At 72.2% G+C, this 15429-nt stretch carries 16 protein-coding genes; 8 read left to right on the top strand and 8 right to left on the bottom strand.

Annotated elements, in window-relative coordinates:
* Positions 1-330: 330 nt before the first annotated feature.
* A complete protein-coding gene (locus K313_RS0114205) occupies positions 331-912 on the bottom strand; it encodes an LOG family protein (protein ID WP_029212166.1) in 582 nt (193 codons plus the stop codon).
* 118 nt (positions 913-1030) lie between these two features.
* Here K313_RS0114205 and K313_RS0114200 point away from each other — a divergent pair, with 118 nt between their 5' ends.
* Together K313_RS0114200 and K313_RS0114195 are read left to right on the top strand one after the other, a co-directional pair.
* Positions 1031-2491: a cation:dicarboxylate symporter family transporter gene (locus tag K313_RS0114200; RefSeq protein WP_029212165.1), complete on the top strand. Its 1461-nt coding sequence runs from the start codon at positions 1031-1033 to the stop codon at positions 2489-2491.
* 103 nt (positions 2492-2594) lie between these two features.
* Complete coding sequence (locus tag K313_RS0114195) at positions 2595-3653, top strand: Glu/Leu/Phe/Val dehydrogenase dimerization domain-containing protein (protein WP_051274152.1); 1059 nt, start codon at positions 2595-2597, stop codon at positions 3651-3653.
* Positions 3654-3740: 87 nt separating this feature from the next.
* Here K313_RS0114195 and K313_RS0114190 read toward each other — a convergent pair whose 3' ends face one another.
* On the bottom strand, positions 3741-4154 hold the full coding sequence (locus tag K313_RS0114190) for a cupin domain-containing protein (RefSeq protein WP_019286662.1): 414 nt from the start codon (positions 4152-4154) through the stop codon (positions 3741-3743).
* A gap of 78 nt (positions 4155-4232) precedes the next feature.
* On the opposite strand from K313_RS0114190, the gene K313_RS0114185 reads away from it, so the two are divergent.
* Entirely contained in the window at positions 4233-4838 is a 606-nt protein-coding gene (locus tag K313_RS0114185; protein ID WP_019286661.1) for a class I SAM-dependent methyltransferase, read from the top strand.
* Here the strand turns inward: K313_RS0114185 and K313_RS23630 are convergent.
* Positions 4799-6007 carry a DUF3592 domain-containing protein gene (locus K313_RS23630; RefSeq protein WP_029212163.1) on the bottom strand — a complete coding sequence of 403 codons (1209 nt, stop codon included), beginning with the start codon at positions 6005-6007 and terminating at the stop codon, positions 4799-4801. The two genes, K313_RS0114185 and K313_RS23630, sit on opposite strands and share 40 nt — an antisense overlap.
* A gap of 237 nt (positions 6008-6244) precedes the next feature.
* Here K313_RS23630 and K313_RS23625 point away from each other — a divergent pair, with 237 nt between their 5' ends.
* Positions 6245-7264 carry an ANTAR domain-containing protein gene (locus tag K313_RS23625; RefSeq protein ID WP_029212162.1) on the top strand — a complete coding sequence of 340 codons (1020 nt, stop codon included), beginning with the start codon at positions 6245-6247 and terminating at the stop codon, positions 7262-7264.
* Between the two features lie 68 nt (positions 7265-7332).
* The gene (locus K313_RS0114170) at positions 7333-8130 is read left to right on the top strand and encodes a D-hexose-6-phosphate mutarotase (RefSeq protein WP_029212161.1); all 798 of its coding nucleotides are present in this window, start codon (positions 7333-7335) and stop codon (positions 8128-8130) included.
* A gap of 21 nt (positions 8131-8151) precedes the next feature.
* Here the strand turns inward: K313_RS0114170 and yczR are convergent, their stop codons facing one another.
* On the bottom strand, positions 8152-9561 hold the full coding sequence (yczR, locus tag K313_RS0114165) for a MocR-like transcription factor YczR (RefSeq protein WP_029212160.1): 1410 nt from the start codon (positions 9559-9561) through the stop codon (positions 8152-8154).
* A gap of 62 nt (positions 9562-9623) precedes the next feature.
* Here yczR and yczE point away from each other — a divergent pair, with 62 nt between their 5' ends.
* Positions 9624-10319, top strand: coding sequence for a membrane protein YczE (yczE, locus tag K313_RS0114160; RefSeq protein ID WP_029212159.1), 696 nt, complete (start codon positions 9624-9626; stop codon positions 10317-10319).
* A gap of 76 nt (positions 10320-10395) precedes the next feature.
* Here yczE and K313_RS0114155 read toward each other — a convergent pair whose 3' ends face one another.
* From K313_RS0114155 to K313_RS0114140, 4 genes are all read right to left on the bottom strand, one after another.
* Positions 10396-11268 (bottom strand): amino acid ABC transporter permease, encoded by an 873-nt coding sequence (locus K313_RS0114155; protein ID WP_029212158.1) that lies wholly within the window; start codon positions 11266-11268, stop codon positions 10396-10398.
* A complete protein-coding gene (locus K313_RS21225; protein WP_019286656.1) occupies positions 11265-11945 on the bottom strand; it encodes an amino acid ABC transporter permease in 681 nt (226 codons plus the stop codon). Before K313_RS21225 ends, K313_RS0114155 begins: the two co-directional genes overlap by 4 nt.
* 131 nt (positions 11946-12076) lie before the next feature.
* A complete protein-coding gene (locus K313_RS0114145) occupies positions 12077-12931 on the bottom strand; it encodes a glutamate ABC transporter substrate-binding protein (protein WP_029212157.1) in 855 nt (284 codons plus the stop codon).
* Between the two features lie 33 nt (positions 12932-12964).
* On the bottom strand, positions 12965-13684 hold the full coding sequence (locus tag K313_RS0114140) for an amino acid ABC transporter ATP-binding protein (protein WP_420804914.1): 720 nt from the start codon (positions 13682-13684) through the stop codon (positions 12965-12967).
* Between the two features lie 204 nt (positions 13685-13888).
* On the opposite strand from K313_RS0114140, the gene K313_RS0114135 reads away from it, so the two are divergent.
* Both K313_RS0114135 and K313_RS22520 read left to right on the top strand, forming a co-directional pair.
* Positions 13889-14407, top strand: a complete 519-nt coding sequence (locus K313_RS0114135; RefSeq protein ID WP_029212155.1) for a SigE family RNA polymerase sigma factor — start codon at positions 13889-13891, stop codon at positions 14405-14407.
* Positions 14397-15347, top strand: a complete 951-nt coding sequence (locus K313_RS22520; protein ID WP_029212154.1) for a hypothetical protein — start codon at positions 14397-14399, stop codon at positions 15345-15347. Before K313_RS0114135 ends, K313_RS22520 begins: the two co-directional genes overlap by 11 nt.
* Positions 15348-15429: the final 82 nt, after the last annotated feature.

Genomic DNA, 15429 nt, shown 5'->3' with positions numbered 1-15429 from the left:
CCAACCCGCGATACTGAGACCGTCGCCCTCGAAAAGAGCGACCGGTAGGCAACGAGCATCACCTCAAAGCCCACCACTCAACGGGGCTCTATCCCGGAAGGCGTTTCGAGGGCTGTGGGCGGCGCGTCGTGAGCTGGGAGCTCAGTTCGGGTCGTCTGGCGGACGAATGGCGGGCGTGTCGCCATACGACCGGCTCGCTCCGACGGGCTCCCAGGCCCAGCGCCCCCTGACCCCAAGATCGTGAGTGCTTTCTCCAACATTCTTGGACCAAACACTCACGATGTCGGAGGTGGAGGGGCGCTTCCGGCGTCGCGGCGTCGCGGGGTGGGGTCAGTGGTCGACCCACTTGTCCGTCGCGTCGCCGTCGGCGGGCGTGTGCGCGTCCAGGGCGTCGAGCAGCTCCTCCGCCGTGGGGCGCGCGATCAGCAGCTCGCGATGGGACGGGCGCAGGAACTCCTCGTCGCGCGCGTGGTCGAGGAAGGTCAGCAGCGGCTGCCAGTAGCCGTCCACGTCGAGAGTGCCGACGGGCTTGCGGTGCAGCCCGAGCTGGGCCCACGTCAAGATCTCGGCGAGCTCCTCGAGCGTGCCCATCCCGCCGGGCAGGGCCACGAAACCGTCCGCCAGGTCGGCCATCAGCGCCTTGCGCTCGTGCATCGAGCCCACGACGTGCAGCTCGGTCAGCCCGTCGTGGCCGACCTCGTAGTCCATGAGGTGCTGCGGGATGACGCCCACCACCTCACCACCTGCCGCGAGGGTGGCCTCGGCCAGCATCCCCATGGTGCCCACGCGGGCCCCGCCATAGACGACGCGGGTCCCGCGCGCGGCGAGGGTGGCCCCGAGCTGGGCCACCGCGGCGGCATACGACGGGGACCGGCCGGGCGAGGAGCCGCAGAAGACGCACAGGGAACGCATGCCCGCAACTGTGCCACTCGATCTCGATCAGGTGACGTTCAGACATCTGATGTCGTATGCCGCCCCGCCTCCTTGCATACTGTTGCGCGCTGCCCAACGACGTGACAGGAACGCTGACATGGCCTACACCACGAGCCCGACCATCCCCGAGCCCAAGGAACGACCGCGGGATCGGTCCCACTGGCTCTACATCGCGGTGATCATCGCGGTGCTCGCCGGCATCACCTTCGGCATCGTCGCGCCCGACGCGGCCAAGGGCTGGAAGTGGGTCGGCGATGCGTTCGTCGACCTCATCAAGATGATGATCAGCCCCGTCATCTTCTGCACGATCGTCCTCGGCATCGGGTCCGTGCGGGCCGCAGCGACCGTCGGCAAGGCCGGCTCGATGGCGCTCGTCTACTTCCTCACCATGTCGACCTTCGCCCTGGCGATCGGCCTCGTCGTCGGCAACCTCATCCAGCCCGGTCACGGCATCACGGTGATCCCCGGCTCCGGAGCCAAGCTCGCCGCGGACGCCGAGCACGCCGGTGGAACCGTCGAGTTCATCCGCGGGATCATCCCCGAGACCCTCTTCAGCTCGCTGATCTCGGGCTCCGTGCTGCAGACGCTCTTCGTGGCGCTGCTCGTCGGCTTCGCGATCCAGAAGATGGGCAAGCAGGGCGAGCCTGCCCTCGCCGCCATCGCCCTCCTGCAGAAGGTCGTCTTCCGCATCCTGACGATGGTCCTGTGGCTCGCCCCGATCGGCGCGTTCGGCGCCATCGCCGCCGTCGTCGGCACCTCTGGCCCCAAGGCCGTGGGCGAGATGCTCAAGCTGATGTTCGGCTTCTACGTCACCTGCCTGCTCTTCGTCGTCGTCATCCTGGGCACCGTCCTGTGGCTGGTCGCCCGGGTCAACATCTTCAAGCTGCTGAAGTACCTCGGCCGCGAGTTCCTGCTCATCGTCGCCACCTCGTCCTCGGAGTCGGCGCTGCCGCACCTCATGGCCAAGATGACGCACGCAGGCGTCGACCGCTCCACCGTCGGCGTGGTCGTCCCCACCGGCTACTCGTTCAACCTCGACGGCACGGCGATCTACCTCACCATGGCGTCGATCTTCATCGCCGACGCGATGGGCAAGCCCATGAGCATGGGCGAGCAGATCGGTCTCCTGGTGTTCATGATCATCGCGTCCAAGGGCGCCGCCGGCGTCACGGGCGCCGGCCTCGCTACCCTCGCCGGGGGCCTGCAGGCCCACCGCCCCGAGCTGCTCGACGGCGTCGGCGTGATCGTCGGCATCGACCGCTTCATGTCGGAGGCGCGCGCCGTCACCAACTTCGCTGGCAACGCCGTCGCGACCATGGTCATCGGTCGGTGGACCGGCACGCTCGACAAGGCGCAGGCCGACGCCGTCCTCGGGGGCCACGACCCCTTCGACTACGCCACGCTGGACGAGGACCCGCACGCCACCGAGGTGCGACCGGGCCGGGTGCCCCACCCCGTCAACCCCGCCGACCGCCTGCAGCCGACGCCGCAGGTCAACCTGGACGAGTATGCCGCGCACGCGCGTCACGCCGACGGGTCGACCCGCACCGACGACTGACGGCACCCGACGGCACCCTGCAACGCCGAGTGGTCAGTTCCCGACGTCGGGAACTGACCACTCGGCGTTGGAGACGGGCGTCGCTGGTGGCAGAGTCGGGGCCATGAGCGACAGCGACGCCGCGGGCCGACGTGACCTCGTGGACCCGGTGGACCCCTGGACCAGCGAGCAGGTCATCACCTATGCCGACGAGACCACGGGGCTACGGGCGGTCATCGCGATCGACGACACGACACTCGGTCCGGGCTTCGGCGGCGTGCGGTGGCGGCCCTATCCCTCGACCGCGGCGGCCATCCGCGAGGCGCAGCGGCTCGCCCGGGCCATGACCTTCAAGCACGCCCTGGCCGAGCTGCCGTACGGCGGAGCCAAGTCCGTGATCATGGCGGACGGGGTCACGCGCGACGAGCCGGCGCGGCGGGCGTTGTTCGAGGCGTTCGGGGACGCCGTGGCCCGCACGCACGGTCTCTACATCCCCGGGGTCGACATGGGCACCACGCTCGCGGACATGGACGTCATCCGCTCCCGCGGCGCCCGCGTCTACTGCGCGGACGCCGACCCCTCGCCGTGGACCGCGCGCGGTGCCTACGTCGCCATGCGGGCCGGGGTGCAGCGGGCGTATGACGTCCCGACGCTGGCCGGCCTCACCGTGGCCGTCCAGGGTGCGGGCAACGTCGGGGGCGAGCTCGCCCGGCTGGCGGCACGCGACGGCGCCCGGGTGCTCGTGGCCGACGTGGACGCCGAGCGCGCGGCGTCGGTCGCCGCTGAGTGCGGTGGCGAGGTCGTGGACGTCGCGGAGGTCGTGACCTGCGAGTGCGACGTGCTCGCCCCGTCCGCCGTCGCGCGGGTGGTGACGATGGACGTCGTGCCGCGGCTGCGGTGCCGGGTCATCGCCGGCGCCGCCAACGACATCCTCGACGAGCCGTCCTGCGAGCAGGCGCTGTCGGAGCGGGGGATCACCTTCGTCCCCGACTTCGTCGCCAACGCCGGGGGAGTGATCCACGAGCACGCCCGCGCCCAAGGGTGGGACGACGCGCGGCTCACCGCCGCGGTGGACGCGATCGGGCCGCGCGTCACCGACCTGCTCGAGCAGGCCGGTGACGGTAGCGCGGTCGAGGCCGCCCTGTCGCGCGGGCGCGCCCGCCTGGCGGCGGCCCGGCGCTGACGCCGCTGATCCCGGTCGCCCACGTACGCCCGACCGGCGACCGGCGACCGGCGCCCGGCATACGACCCCGGCTCGATCAGGCCGCCCTCAGTGCTGCTCGTTGGGGTCCTCGTCGGCGTCCTGCTTGGTCGCGTGACGCGTGCCGTGCACGTGGTCCGGCGGGCCGTAGAGCGAGTAGACCTTGAGCACCGTGTCGCCGATGTTGACGACGTTGTGCCAGGAGCCGGCGGGGACCATCACGATGTCGTCGTCCGACACGACCTCCTGGAACTGCAGGTCGTTGCTGGCCTTGCCCATCATCACGCGGCCCCGGCCGGCCTCGACCCGCAGGAACTGGTCGGTGTCGTCGTGCATCTCGAGGCCGATCTCGCCCCCCGGCGGGATGGCCATGACCGTCAGCTGCAGGTGCTGCCCGGTCCACAGGGTGTCGCGAAACATGGTGTTGTCGAGCGTCGCTCGCTCGATGTCGGTCACGAACGGTGCAGGGCCCTGGTCGGCCATGTCCACTCCTCTGGCTCGGGTGCTGTGGTCCCTCCACCCTAGACTCAGGCTCTGACACACCCCACCCGAGGAGGCCCCGTGGCCCGCGTGCCCAGCGACTGGGAGCAGATCGTCGCCGCCGACCCCACCCACTCCGAGCGCTACGTCGAGCGGTTCCGTCGGATGGCGCGCGAGGGGCACGACCTGGCCGGCGAGGCGCGGATGGTCGACGCCATGCTCGGGCGCGGCTCGCGGATCCTCGACGCCGGGTGCGGACCCGGCCGGGTCGGGGCCTTCCTGCACGAGCTCGGGCACACGGTCGTCGGGGTCGACGTCGACCCGGTGCTGATCGAGGCCGCCGAGGCCGACCACCCCGGCCCGACCTGGCTGGTGGGTGACCTCGCCGAGCTGGACCTGCCGGCGCGGGGGATCGACGAAGGGTTCGACGTCGTGGTGTGCGGCGGCAACGTCATGACCTTCCTGGCCGCGAGCACGCGGGTGGAGGTGCTGCGCCGGATGGGGTCGCACCTGGCCGACGGCGGACGCCTGGTCGTGGGGTTCGGCAGCGGGCGCGGCTACGACTTCGGGGCGTTCCGGATGGACGCGCGCGTGGCGGGGCTCACCGAGTCGCTGATGCTGTCGTCGTGGGATCTGCGGCCGTTCCGTCAGGGCAGCGGGTTCCTCGTGGCGGTGCTCGAGCGCTGACGCAGGCGCGTCTCCTCGGCCACGGTCCGGGGGAGCGTGGCCTCCACGACCCCGGCGGACGTGCCGACGAGCAGTCGCCGACCGAGCAGCGGATGACCCGGCGGCCCGGGCAGCACGGCCACCTCGTCGGAACCCTCGTCGGACCCCTCGACCTCGACGTCGTCATCGGGCGGTGGCAGACCAGCGCCGCTCGATCGCGCCACGACCGACACCTCGCCGGTCCAGTCCTGCAGCTCCAGCACGGTGTCGCGACCTCGGCCTCCACCGAGATCGAGCCCGCGGCCGCTGCCGGGACCGCGAGCATGACCATGACCGTATGGCGAGTCGCCCACCAGGCGCCACGGCTGCCAGGGCGCGCGCCGCAGCGCCGACCGCCACGCGAGCATGCGACCGCCGGTCACGAGCGCCCAGCCGGCACCGACCAGCAGGGCGAGGCGCAGGAGGTTCTGCCACCGCTGCGTGGCGGCGGACGGGGTGGATCCGTCGACCGCGCCCACCGTCTCGGGGTCGTCCGGGTCCACGACCACCGTCAGCTGCGTGCCGACCGGCACCACCTGGGGGTCCACGCCGTGCACGACCGACGCATAGGTCCGGCCGCCCTCCACGTGCGTCACCCGCACCCACGGCGAGTGGCCGAGCCCCGTGAAGGCCCAGCCCGAGCCCGTCACCTGCGCGGGCGTGCGGATCCCGCCGTCGTGCAGCTCCGCGGCCGCCATACGGGTCATCAGTCCCGTGCCCAGCAGGAGCAGGAGGGCCACCGCGGCGAGGGCGAGCGGCGGGACCAGCCGACGGCGACACGCTCGTTGCCAGGCCGGAGCCGTCTCGGGGTCGTCCCAGGCCACGCCGACGGGCTCCGAGCCAGCTGCGCCGTCTGCCCCGTCCACGCCGCCAGGCAGGTCGGCCGTCGCCAGCACGACCCGACGCTCGGGGTGGTGGGCGCGGATGCGCTCGGTGACGCGGTCGCGCGCCCGGCCCAGCAGGGCCCAGCCCGCCAGCAGGGCGGCGGCGACGAGACCGACCACGACGACGGTGGGGTTGACGGCCGGGGGCTGGCCGGGTCCTCGGTGCCGGGCCCACCCGACGAACGCGTGCGCCGCGACGCCCAGCACCAGGATCACGGCACAGGTCAGGGCACCGACCCGGATCCGGTCGGTCGCAGCGGTCCGCATGGGTCCACCTCCACGTGGGCACGCGCCTCCGACGGAGGCGGCTCGCACGGTCACTCTGGCACGGTGGGCAGCCCGTCCGGGGGAGCAGCGCCGTGGGCGCCGGTCGGCAGTTGGGACCAGACCGGAGGAAGGATTAAAATACGTCCGCTGCCCCGCGCGCGGGAGCCAGCGCGTCGTTCAGCCCCAGCGACAGACCGTGCGCCGTCTCGGTGCCCACCCCCATGGTTCTGGAGCGACGTGAGCGACCTGCATGACGACCGAACCACGATCCGCCCGGCGTCGTGGCGGGTCGAGGTGCACAGCCCTCGGGACCTGGACTGGTCGATCTCTCCCGAGCTGTACGCCCTCCACGGTCTCGAGCCCGGTCGCGGGCCGGACGGCCTGGACCTGTTCATCGCTCACATCCATCCGGACGACGCCGATCTGGCCGAGAAGGCCTCGGCGGCTCTCCGGCGGGGCGAGGCCTTCGCCCACCGCCGGCGCCTCGTCCGACCCGACGGCCAGTCGCGCGACGTGCTCGCCGTGGGCCTCGGGGAGTATGACGCCGCCGGCACCCTGGTCGGGGCGTCCGGCTACCTGCTCGACGTGGGACGCATGGTGCAGCGGGCGGTCGCGGAGGAGATGACCGGTCAGCTGGGTGAGGTCGTCGAGGCCCGCGCGATCATCGAGCAGGCCAAGGGGGTCCTCGTCGTGGCCTACGGGATCACCGCGGACCATGCCTTCGCCCTGCTCGGGTGGTACTCCCAGCGCACCAACACCCGGGTGCGGGCCATCGCCGCGCGTCTGGTCGACGGGGCCACCTCCCGCGTCGGCGACCCGGCCGACCTGGACCGGATCCTGTCGGTCTTGCTCGACCCACGCTGCGCGGCGCTGCGTGACGCCCCCGAGGGGGGAGGTGCGCAGAACTGGGCCGCCGCGCGCATGCCGCCGGTCGTGACCGTGCGCCGTCACCGCGGCGTCCCGGTCATCGCGGTGACGGGTGACGTCGACGCCGCGCGGGCCGCCGAGGTGGTCCCGCAGCTGCGGGACGAGCTGGCCGCCCTGTCCCGGCCGACCCAGCCCCACGTCCTCGACCTGTCGGGGGTGGGCTATCTCGGGCCGGCCGCGGTGATGGCGGTGGCGGGTGTCGTGGCCAAGCACCTGGCCACCCCCGCCGACCTGCGCGTCGTCGCCGGGGGCTCCCGGGCCCAGCTCGTCGCGGCCGGCCTGCCGCGGAGCCGGGTCTTGCGCCGCGCCGGCGCGTCCGAGTCGGTCTGACCCGCGAGCCTGCCCCGAAGGGGTCACCCCGGGTGACGTCCGCCGCGGGCACGGCATACGGTCTGGTCATGGGCACTCTCCCCGCACCGCGCGACATCTCCGGCCCCGAGGCGACCGCCGCGATCCACGAGCAGGGCGCGCACCTCGTCACCTGGACCCCCACCGGCGGGCAGCCGGTGCTGTGGGTCAGCCGCGACACCCTCCTCGAGGAGGGGACGGCGATCCGGGGCGGGGTGCCGATCTGCTTCCCGTGGTTCGGCCCCGGCCGCTCCGGCGACCGCAAGCCCTCCCACGGACCCGCGCGCACCACGCGCTGGGAGCCCGTCGTGATCGAGGAGGGACGGGCCGAGCTGACCCTCACCCTGGGTGCGCTCCGCGCGACGTATGCCGTCCGCGCCGGCCGCCACCTCGAGCTCGCGCTGCGCGTCACCAACGTCGGGTCGCAGGAGGAGACCTACGAGGAGGCGCTGCACACCTACCTCGCCGTGGGCGACGTGCGGCAGGTGTCGCTCGAGGGGCTCGACCGTGCGTCCTACGTCGACAAGACCGACAAGGGCGCGACGCGGCGCCAGGAGGGCCCGGTGACCCTGCGGGGCGAGACGGACCGCGTCTATCGGTCGGCCTGCCCCGTCACCGTCGTCGACCCGGTGCTCGGGCGGCGGCTGCGCATCACGACGTCCGGCTCGGCCAGCACCGTGGTGTGGAACCCCTGGGCGGACAAGGCCGCCGGCCTCCCCGACATGGGCGACGACGAGTGGACCGGGATGGTCTGCGTCGAGGGCGGCAACGTGCTCGCCGACGAGATCACCCTGGCGCCGGGGGACTCGCACACGCTGCGCTACGAGATCGAGGTGCTCCCGCTCTAGCGGGCCGGGTGCAGGGCAGCCTCAGGTGATCTCGGCCCACGCCGCGGCGATCGCGGCCACGGCTCGCTCCAGCGTCTCCACCGGCTGCGTGAACGGCGTCCGCAGGTAGCCCTCCAGGCCGCTGCGGTCAGGGCTGAACGCCGCGCCCGGTGCCAGCCGCACTCCGCGCCGCGCAGCGGCCGTGACCAGGGCGGACGATCGTGGCTGCGGCAGGCGCCACCACAGGCTGAGCCCACCGCGGGGGACCTGGGCCTCCCAGCCCGGCAGGGTCGCGGTGACGAGGGCGTGCAGGCTGTCGCGCTGGTGGACCAGGGCGGCGCGCCGCTCGGTGTCCGGCTGGGGGTGGCGCAGCAGGTCGGCCAGGGCGATCTGCTCGAGGACCGGGGCGCCGAGGTCGAGGGAGAGCCGCGCCTGCTGCACGGCCGCCAGGAGCGGCCCCTCGGTGCGGACCCACCCGAGCCGCAGGCCGCCCCAGTGCGACTTGCTGCACGAGCCGACGCTGATGGCCGGGCCGTGGGCTGCCACGGGGCGGGGCAGCACGGGGGCGTCCAGAGCCATGTCGATCGGCGTCTCGTCGACCACCAGCGGCACGCCGGCGCGCGCGAGGCCGCGGACCAGGAGCGCGCGACCGTCGTCGTCCAGCAGGTGACCCGTCGGGTTGTGGAAGTCCGGGATCAGCAGGGCCGCCCTGGCCCGCGAGGCCGCCGCCGCCGTCACGATCCCCTCGACGTCGAACCCGTCCTCGATCATGGGCACCGCCACCGGCCGCGATCCCTGCCGCTGCAGTGCGGCGATCGAGTTGGGATAGCTCGGGGACTCCAGGACCACCCGGTCGCCCGGCGAGGCCAGGGCGCGGAGCACGGCGGCGACCCCGGCCAGCGCGCCGCTGGTGATGATCACCTGGTCAGGCGTGGTCGGCACCCCGCGCGCGGCATAGTGCTCGGCCACCGCCTCCCGGAGCACGGGGAGCCCGGCCGGGTGGTAGCCGCTGCCCGCGAGATATCGGGGCAGCTGGGCGATGGCCCGCTCGAACGCCGCCACGAGCCCGGGCACCGCCGGCGGCACGGTGGCGGTGAGGTCGGCGACGGTGGGCGGCGCGTCCCCGCTCAGGGTCCGCCCCTGCAGCCCGAAGGGCTCCTCGCCGGCAGGAGCGGGCGGTCCCGGCAGGCGCGTGCGGGTGCCGGACCCCTGCCGCGCCTCGGCGTAGCCCCGCTCCACGAGGTCGGCGTAGGCCCGCGCCACGGTCGTCCGGCTAACCCCCAGCTGGGCCGTCAGGGCTCGCTCGCCCGGCAGGGTCGTGTCGGGGAGGACACGTCCGTCGGCGACGAGCAGCCGGATGCCGTCCGCGAGCCAGCGATAGGCCGGGACGCCGGGGCCGGCCGGCCCCAGCTGCTGCGCCAGGCGGTGCGGAGTGAGGCGGCGGGGCGTCATACGGTCCACTATGACTCAAGTGGCTATGTCGGACCAGTCCACTTGTGGGGGATGATGGTCGTATGACGCGCCCCACCCGCTCCCTCCAGCCGATGACCCCGATGCAGCAGCTGCGCGCCGGCCGCCTGCCGCGACGGCTGGTGCAGCTCATGGTGGGGCTCACGCTGTATGGCATCTCGATGAGCATGATCATCCAGGCGGCGCTGGGGCTCGACCCGTGGGACGTGTTCCACGTCGGCGTCGCCCTGCACCTGCCCATGTCGATCGGCGTCACCGTGATCGTCGTCGGGGTGGCCGTGCTGCTGGCGTGGATCCCGTTGCGGCAGTGGCCCGGTCTCGGCACCGTCGCCAACGCCATCTGGATCGGCGTCGCCACCGACTGGACCCTGAGCTGGCTCGACGCGCCCTCCTCGCTGTGGGTGCGGGCGGTCTTCCTCGTCGCGGGGATCGTGCTCAACGGCCTGGCGGGCGCGCTCTACATCGGCGCGCAGCTCGGGCCCGGCCCCCGCGACGGCCTGATGACCGGCCTCGCCCACCGCACCGGCCTGTCGCTGCGGCTCGTGCGGACCTCGCTGGAGGTCGCCGTGCTCGCGATCGGCTGGCTGCTCGGCGGCGGCGTGGGCCTCGGCACCGTGCTGTATGCCGTGGGCATCGGCCCGATCGTGCAGCACCTGATGCCCTGGTGCATCGTGCCGGTCACGGACCCCACCCCCTCGCCGAGCGGTCACCTGCCGACGGCGTCGCGCGTGGGGAAGTGATCGCTCGGCGGGGTCGGGCGCTCGTCGGGAGGTGACCAGTCGGCGGGAAGTGACGGCTCGGCGGAGGTGGCCGGGGCTAGGGGGCGGCGGGCAGGCCCTCGTCCGCGCTGGGCGTCGCCGGGAGGGCTGCGGTGTGGCCGCGTCGACGGGTCCGCCGCTCGATCAGCCCGGCCAGCGTGGTGAGGGTGTAGTTCATCGCGATGTAGAGGACGGCGACGAAGATCAGGGCGGGCACGACGTTGCCCTGCCAGGACCCGATCTGGTCGGCCTTGCGCAGGAGCTCCTCGTAGAGGATGACGTAGCCGAGCGCCGTGTCCTTGAGGACGACGACGAGCTGGCTGACCAGCGACGGAAGCATCGCGGTGAGGGCCTGGGGCAGCTGCACCGAGCGCATCACCTGGCCGGGGCGCAGGCCGATGGACAGCCCGGCCTCGGCCTGTCCCTTGGGCAGGTTGTTGACGCCGGAGCGGATGAGCTCGGCGATGACGGCGCCGTTGTAGAAGGTGAGCCCGGTGACGACGCCCGCGAGGGACTCGTAGCCCGGGAACATCCCGCGGTTGACGAAGAGGGCGTAGCTGCCCAGCATCATGACGAGCACCGGGATCGCGCGGAAGACCTCGACGACCGCGCTGCACAGCCACCGCACCGGCCGCACGGACGACAGGCGCCCGACGCCGAGCAGCAGGCCGATCACGCCGGCCGCGGCGATGGAGATGGCTGCCGCGCGCAGGGTGCCGAGGATGCCGGGCAGGAGGTACTCCGACCAGACGTCGGTCCACAGGAGGGGGCGCCACTTGGCGGCGTCCAGCTGCCCCTTGGCGGCGAACTGCATCAGGATCCAGACCCCGATGGCGATCGCGACCAGCAGCAGGATCCCGGCGACGATGCGCTGGTTGCGCCGGGTCCGCGGCCCGGGGGCGTCGAACAGGACGGACGCGTCGGAGCTCATCGCTTGACCTCCATGCGGGTGGCGAGCCGGGTGAAGAACAGGCCGGTCGGCAGGGTGAGGATCACGAAGCCGAGGGCGACGATCAGGAAGAAGGTCATGATCGCGTCGGGCCGGTCCTCGATGACCTGCGCCTGCAGGTAGGAGATCTCCGCGACGCCGATCACCGACACGACCGTGGTGTTCTTGGTCAGGGCGATGAGGGTGTTGCCCAGCGGCACGATCGCCGCGCGGAAGGCCTGGGGCAGCACGATCTGGGTCAGCGTCTGGCGGAAGCCGAGGCCGAGGGAGCGCGCCGCCTCGGCCTGCCCGACGGGCACGGTGTTGACGCCGGACCGCAGCGCCTCGCAGACGAAGGCCGCGGTGTAGATCGACAGCGCCGCGACGGCGAACCGGAAGTTGTTGTCGCTGATGAAGGTCGGCGACTGCGCGCTGGCGAGGCGCAGGTTGAGCTGCGCGACCAGGCCGAGGGAGCAGAAGACGACGATCAGCGTCAGCGGGGTGTTGCGGACGATGTTGACGTAGAGCGCGCCGAGGAAGCGCAGCATCGGGACGGGGGACAGGCGGAAGATCGCGAGGATCGTCCCGATGACGAGGGCGCCGATGCCGGACAGGACCGTGAGCTTGATGGTCATCCAGAACGCGCCGAGGATGTCGAACTCGCTGAAGAGCTCTTGCATCCGCACTCCTTGGGGGTGAGGGGACCGGCGGGGTGGCGGTGAGCACGTATGCCGGGGCGCTCCCGGCATACGTGCTCACCGTGCGGCGCGCCTCCCCGCCGCGAGGAGGGGAGGGCGCGGACCGGCCGAGGTCAGGCGCAGGCGGCGGGCTTCGGGGGGTTCTTGCTGGTGTCGACCTTGAACCCGCCGGTGCCGAGGTTCTTGTCGACGGCCTTCTGCCACTCGCCGGACGAGATGTACTTGTTGATCGCGTCGGTGACCTTCTGGCAGGTGGCGGTGTCGCCCTTCTTGACGCCGACGCCGTAGTTCTCGGTGCTGAAGGTCTTGCCGACGACCTTGAGCTTGCCTTGGTACTGCGACTGGCCGGCGTAGCCCGCGAGGATCGTGTTGTCGGTGCTCAGGGCGTCGATGGAGCCGCTGGACAGGGCCTCGACGCACTTGGAGTAGGTGTCGTACTCCTGGAGCTGCACGTTGGGGTACTGGTCCTTGATCTTGGTGGCCGAGGTGGAGCCCTTGACCGAGCAGAGCTTCTTGCCGGACAGGGCGTCGGGGCCGGTGATCGAGGTGTCGTCGGCGCGGACCAGCAGGTCCTGGCCGGCGACGAAGTACGGCCCGGCGAAGGAGACCTTCTCCTTGCGCTTGTCGGTGATCGAGTAGGTGCCGACGATGTAGGCGACCTTGCCCGCCTGCAGCGTGGCCTCGCGCTGGGCGCTGACGGCCTCGACGAACTCCGGCGTCTTGCCCATCTCCTTGGCGATGTACTTGGCCAGGTCGACGTCGAAGCCGGAGTAGCTCGAGCCCTCCTTGAGGCCCAGGCCGGGCTGGTCGAACTTGATGCCGACCTTGATGGTCTCCCCGCCGGCCGCACCGGAGGCGGTGCCGGACGAGCCGGAGCCGGAGCTGCCTCCGGAGCTGCCGCAGGCGGCGAGGGACGTGGCGGCGAGCGCGATGGCTGCCGCGGCGGTGGTGGTGCGACGGATCGTCATGAGATCTCCTCGGGTGGTGGCCGGTGGGCCGGCTCAGTGGGTGAGGATCTTGCCGAGGAAGTCCTTGGCGCGATCCGACTGCGGGTTGGTGAAGAACTGCTCGGGGGTGGCCTGCTCGACGATCTGCCCGTCCGACATGAAGACGACGCGGTCCGCGGCCTTGCGGGCGAAGCCCATCTCGTGGGTGACGACGATCATCGTCATGCCGGTGCGGGCGAGCTGGGTCATGACGTCGAGGACCTCGTTGATCATCTCCGGGTCGAGGGCCGACGTCGGCTCGTCGAACAGCATGACCTTGGGGTCCATGGCGAGGGACCGGGCGATCGCGACGCGCTGCTGCTGGCCGCCGGAGAGCTGGGCGGGGTACTTGTCGGCCTGGTGGCCGACGCCGACGCGGTCGAGGAGCTGGCGGGCACGAGCCTCGGCGTCCTTCTTGCCGAGCCCGCGGACCTTCATCGGGCCCAGGGTGACGTTGTCGAGGATCGTCTTGTGGGCGAAGAGGTTGAACGACTGGAAGACCATGCCCACGTCGGACCGCAGCTGGGCCAGCGCCTTGCCCTCCTCGGGGAGGGGTCGGCCGTCGATGGAGATGGAGCCGGACTCGATGGTCTCGAGCCGGTTGATGGTGCGGCACAGGGTCGACTTGCCCGAGCCGGAGGGGCCGATCAGGACGACGACCTCCCCCTCGTGGACCGTCAGGTCGATGTCGCGGAGGACGTGGAGGTCTCCGAAGTGCTTGTTGACCTCCTCCATCACCACGAGGGGACGGCGGTCGCCCGAGGGCGGGGTGGCGGCGGTGCTCATGGAGGGGAGAGTAGCCCCAGCGTCCGACAGGGTCTCCCCCCGAGCACCTTAGGTACGCGAACGGTTGGCAGATCGTGACCATGACGTGCAACCTGAGAGACGGCGCCCGCGTCATTCGGGTGTCAGCACCTCTTGGGGAGGGAAGGGAACCGCATGGACGAGCGCGACGAGGAGTTCACTGCTTTCGTGGCAACACGCTCCGGACCGTTGCTCCGCTACGCGTACCTGCTGACGGGTGATCACGCCTCGGCGGAGGACCTGCTCCAGAGCACTCTGGTCAAGGTCTACCTGTCGTGGCACAAGATCGCGGACCACCGGTCCGTCGATGCCTACACCCGCACGGCCATGACGCGCACCAACATCTCGGTGTGGCGCAAGGTGGGGCGGCGTGAGTACGCAACGGAGACGACACCCGACGAGGCCGTCGAGGATCGGCACGACATCGACGAGCGGGACGGGATGTGGGCGCTGCTGCAGACGCTCGGGTCCCGTCAGCGCACGGCGCTCGTGCTCCGGTTCTACGAGGACCTCCCGGAGGCGGAGATAGCAGACATCATGGGGTGCTCCTTGGGCACGGTGAAGAGCCAGATCTCACGCGGCCTGGCCAACCTTCGCAAGGTCGTGCCTGCCCGTGACCAGGTGTGGGAGAGGGGGTTGGGTCATGCGGGATGACGAGCTCGGACGCCTGGTGAGGCGTTCGCTGGAGGGGCACGCCGACGACGTGCGGCCCTCGCCCAACCTCGGCGAGTGGGTCGTCGAGCGCGGCAAGGTCGTGCGCCGTCGCCGCCGGGTGACCGCCATGGCCGGGGCCGGCACGACGCTGGCGCTGGTGGTGGGGGCGGCGGTCCTCGTGCCGCGGCTCGCGGACGGCCAGGATCCCGAGGACAAGGTCGTCCCTGCGACACCCCCGACGTCGCAGGTCACGACGGCGCCCGCGATCCCCTCGCCCACGCCCACCAGCACGGGCACCAGCGCGCCCGAGCCCACCTCGGAGCCGCCGTCGGTCCCCCGGTCGACGGCGACGTCCCCGACGGACGTCCCGTCGGCCACGGCCACGGCGACGCGCACCGCCCCGACGAGCACGCCCACCGCGAGCGGGACCCTCGCGCCCGAGCCCGGGTCGTCCTTCGAGACACCCTTCGGCCCGGTCGCGTTCCCCACCGGCACCAGCGTCAAGATCGCGGGCACGCGTGCCGGGGACCGCTATCTCGCGCTCGTGGGCTCCAACGACGACCAGACCGACTCGGCGCCGCCCAACCGGGCTCGCCTCATGAGCGTGGCGAGCGACGGCACCGCGATCGTCCTCGCCTCGGCCGGCAACGGGTCCGCCCACAGCTTCGCCACCAGCCCCAACGGCCGGTTCGTCGTCGTCGCGATCCACGACGACGGCGGCGAGCGCCTCGAGGCCTATCGCGTCGGACAGCTCGGCGAGCGGGCGTCATACATCGTCCCGGAGGAGTGGCAGGGCGAGATCGTCGGCTGGGCCACCGAGGGCGTCACCATCAAGGGGACGCAGTCGGCGCACGAGCTCACCTGGCAGATGGACTCCGGACGGGTCACCGTGCGGCCTGCTCCCGAGGCCCCGCCGACCACGCTGGTCACCGGGCGCTAGGTTGGCGGGGACGACCGTCGTGGGTCGTCCCCGCCGGTCGTCGGTCGTCCGTCGGTCGTCCGGCATCAGTCGTGGGTCGCCA

The sequence above is a fragment of the Arsenicicoccus bolidensis DSM 15745 genome (assembly GCF_000426385.1).
In the GTDB taxonomy this organism is placed as follows: domain Bacteria; phylum Actinomycetota; class Actinomycetes; order Actinomycetales; family Dermatophilaceae; genus Arsenicicoccus; species Arsenicicoccus bolidensis.
Note: the sequence above shows the minus strand (reverse complement) of the source record. Positions and strands in the feature narration are given on the sequence as shown.

What these genes read in the sequence shown, in the direction of transcription:
- K313_RS0114145 (WP_029212157.1), bottom strand. Translation starts at nt 12,931, where the DNA reads ATGACGATCCGTCGCACCACCACCGCCGCGGCAGCCATCGCGCTCGCC.
- K313_RS0114205 (WP_029212166.1), bottom strand. Translation starts at nt 912, where the DNA reads ATGCGTTCCCTGTGCGTCTTCTGCGGCTCCTCGCCCGGCCGGTCCCCG.
- K313_RS0114135 (WP_029212155.1), top strand. Translation starts at nt 13,889, where the DNA reads ATGGACGAGCGCGACGAGGAGTTCACTGCTTTCGTGGCAACACGCTCC.
- K313_RS0114140 (WP_420804914.1), bottom strand. Translation starts at nt 13,684, where the DNA reads ATGGAGGAGGTCAACAAGCACTTCGGAGACCTCCACGTCCTCCGCGAC.
- K313_RS23630 (WP_029212163.1), bottom strand. Translation starts at nt 6,007, where the DNA reads ATGCGGACCGCTGCGACCGACCGGATCCGGGTCGGTGCCCTGACCTGT.
- yczE (WP_029212159.1), top strand. Translation starts at nt 9,624, where the DNA reads ATGACGCGCCCCACCCGCTCCCTCCAGCCGATGACCCCGATGCAGCAG.
- K313_RS0114190 (WP_019286662.1), bottom strand. Translation starts at nt 4,154, where the DNA reads ATGGCCGACCAGGGCCCTGCACCGTTCGTGACCGACATCGAGCGAGCG.
- K313_RS0114195 (WP_051274152.1), top strand. Translation starts at nt 2,595, where the DNA reads ATGAGCGACAGCGACGCCGCGGGCCGACGTGACCTCGTGGACCCGGTG.
- K313_RS22520 (WP_029212154.1), top strand. Translation starts at nt 14,397, where the DNA reads ATGCGGGATGACGAGCTCGGACGCCTGGTGAGGCGTTCGCTGGAGGGG.
- yczR (WP_029212160.1), bottom strand. Translation starts at nt 9,561, where the DNA reads ATGACGCCCCGCCGCCTCACTCCGCACCGCCTGGCGCAGCAGCTGGGG.
- K313_RS0114200 (WP_029212165.1), top strand. Translation starts at nt 1,031, where the DNA reads ATGGCCTACACCACGAGCCCGACCATCCCCGAGCCCAAGGAACGACCG.
- K313_RS21225 (WP_019286656.1), bottom strand. Translation starts at nt 11,945, where the DNA reads ATGCAAGAGCTCTTCAGCGAGTTCGACATCCTCGGCGCGTTCTGGATG.
- K313_RS0114170 (WP_029212161.1), top strand. Translation starts at nt 7,333, where the DNA reads ATGGGCACTCTCCCCGCACCGCGCGACATCTCCGGCCCCGAGGCGACC.
- K313_RS0114155 (WP_029212158.1), bottom strand. Translation starts at nt 11,268, where the DNA reads ATGAGCTCCGACGCGTCCGTCCTGTTCGACGCCCCCGGGCCGCGGACC.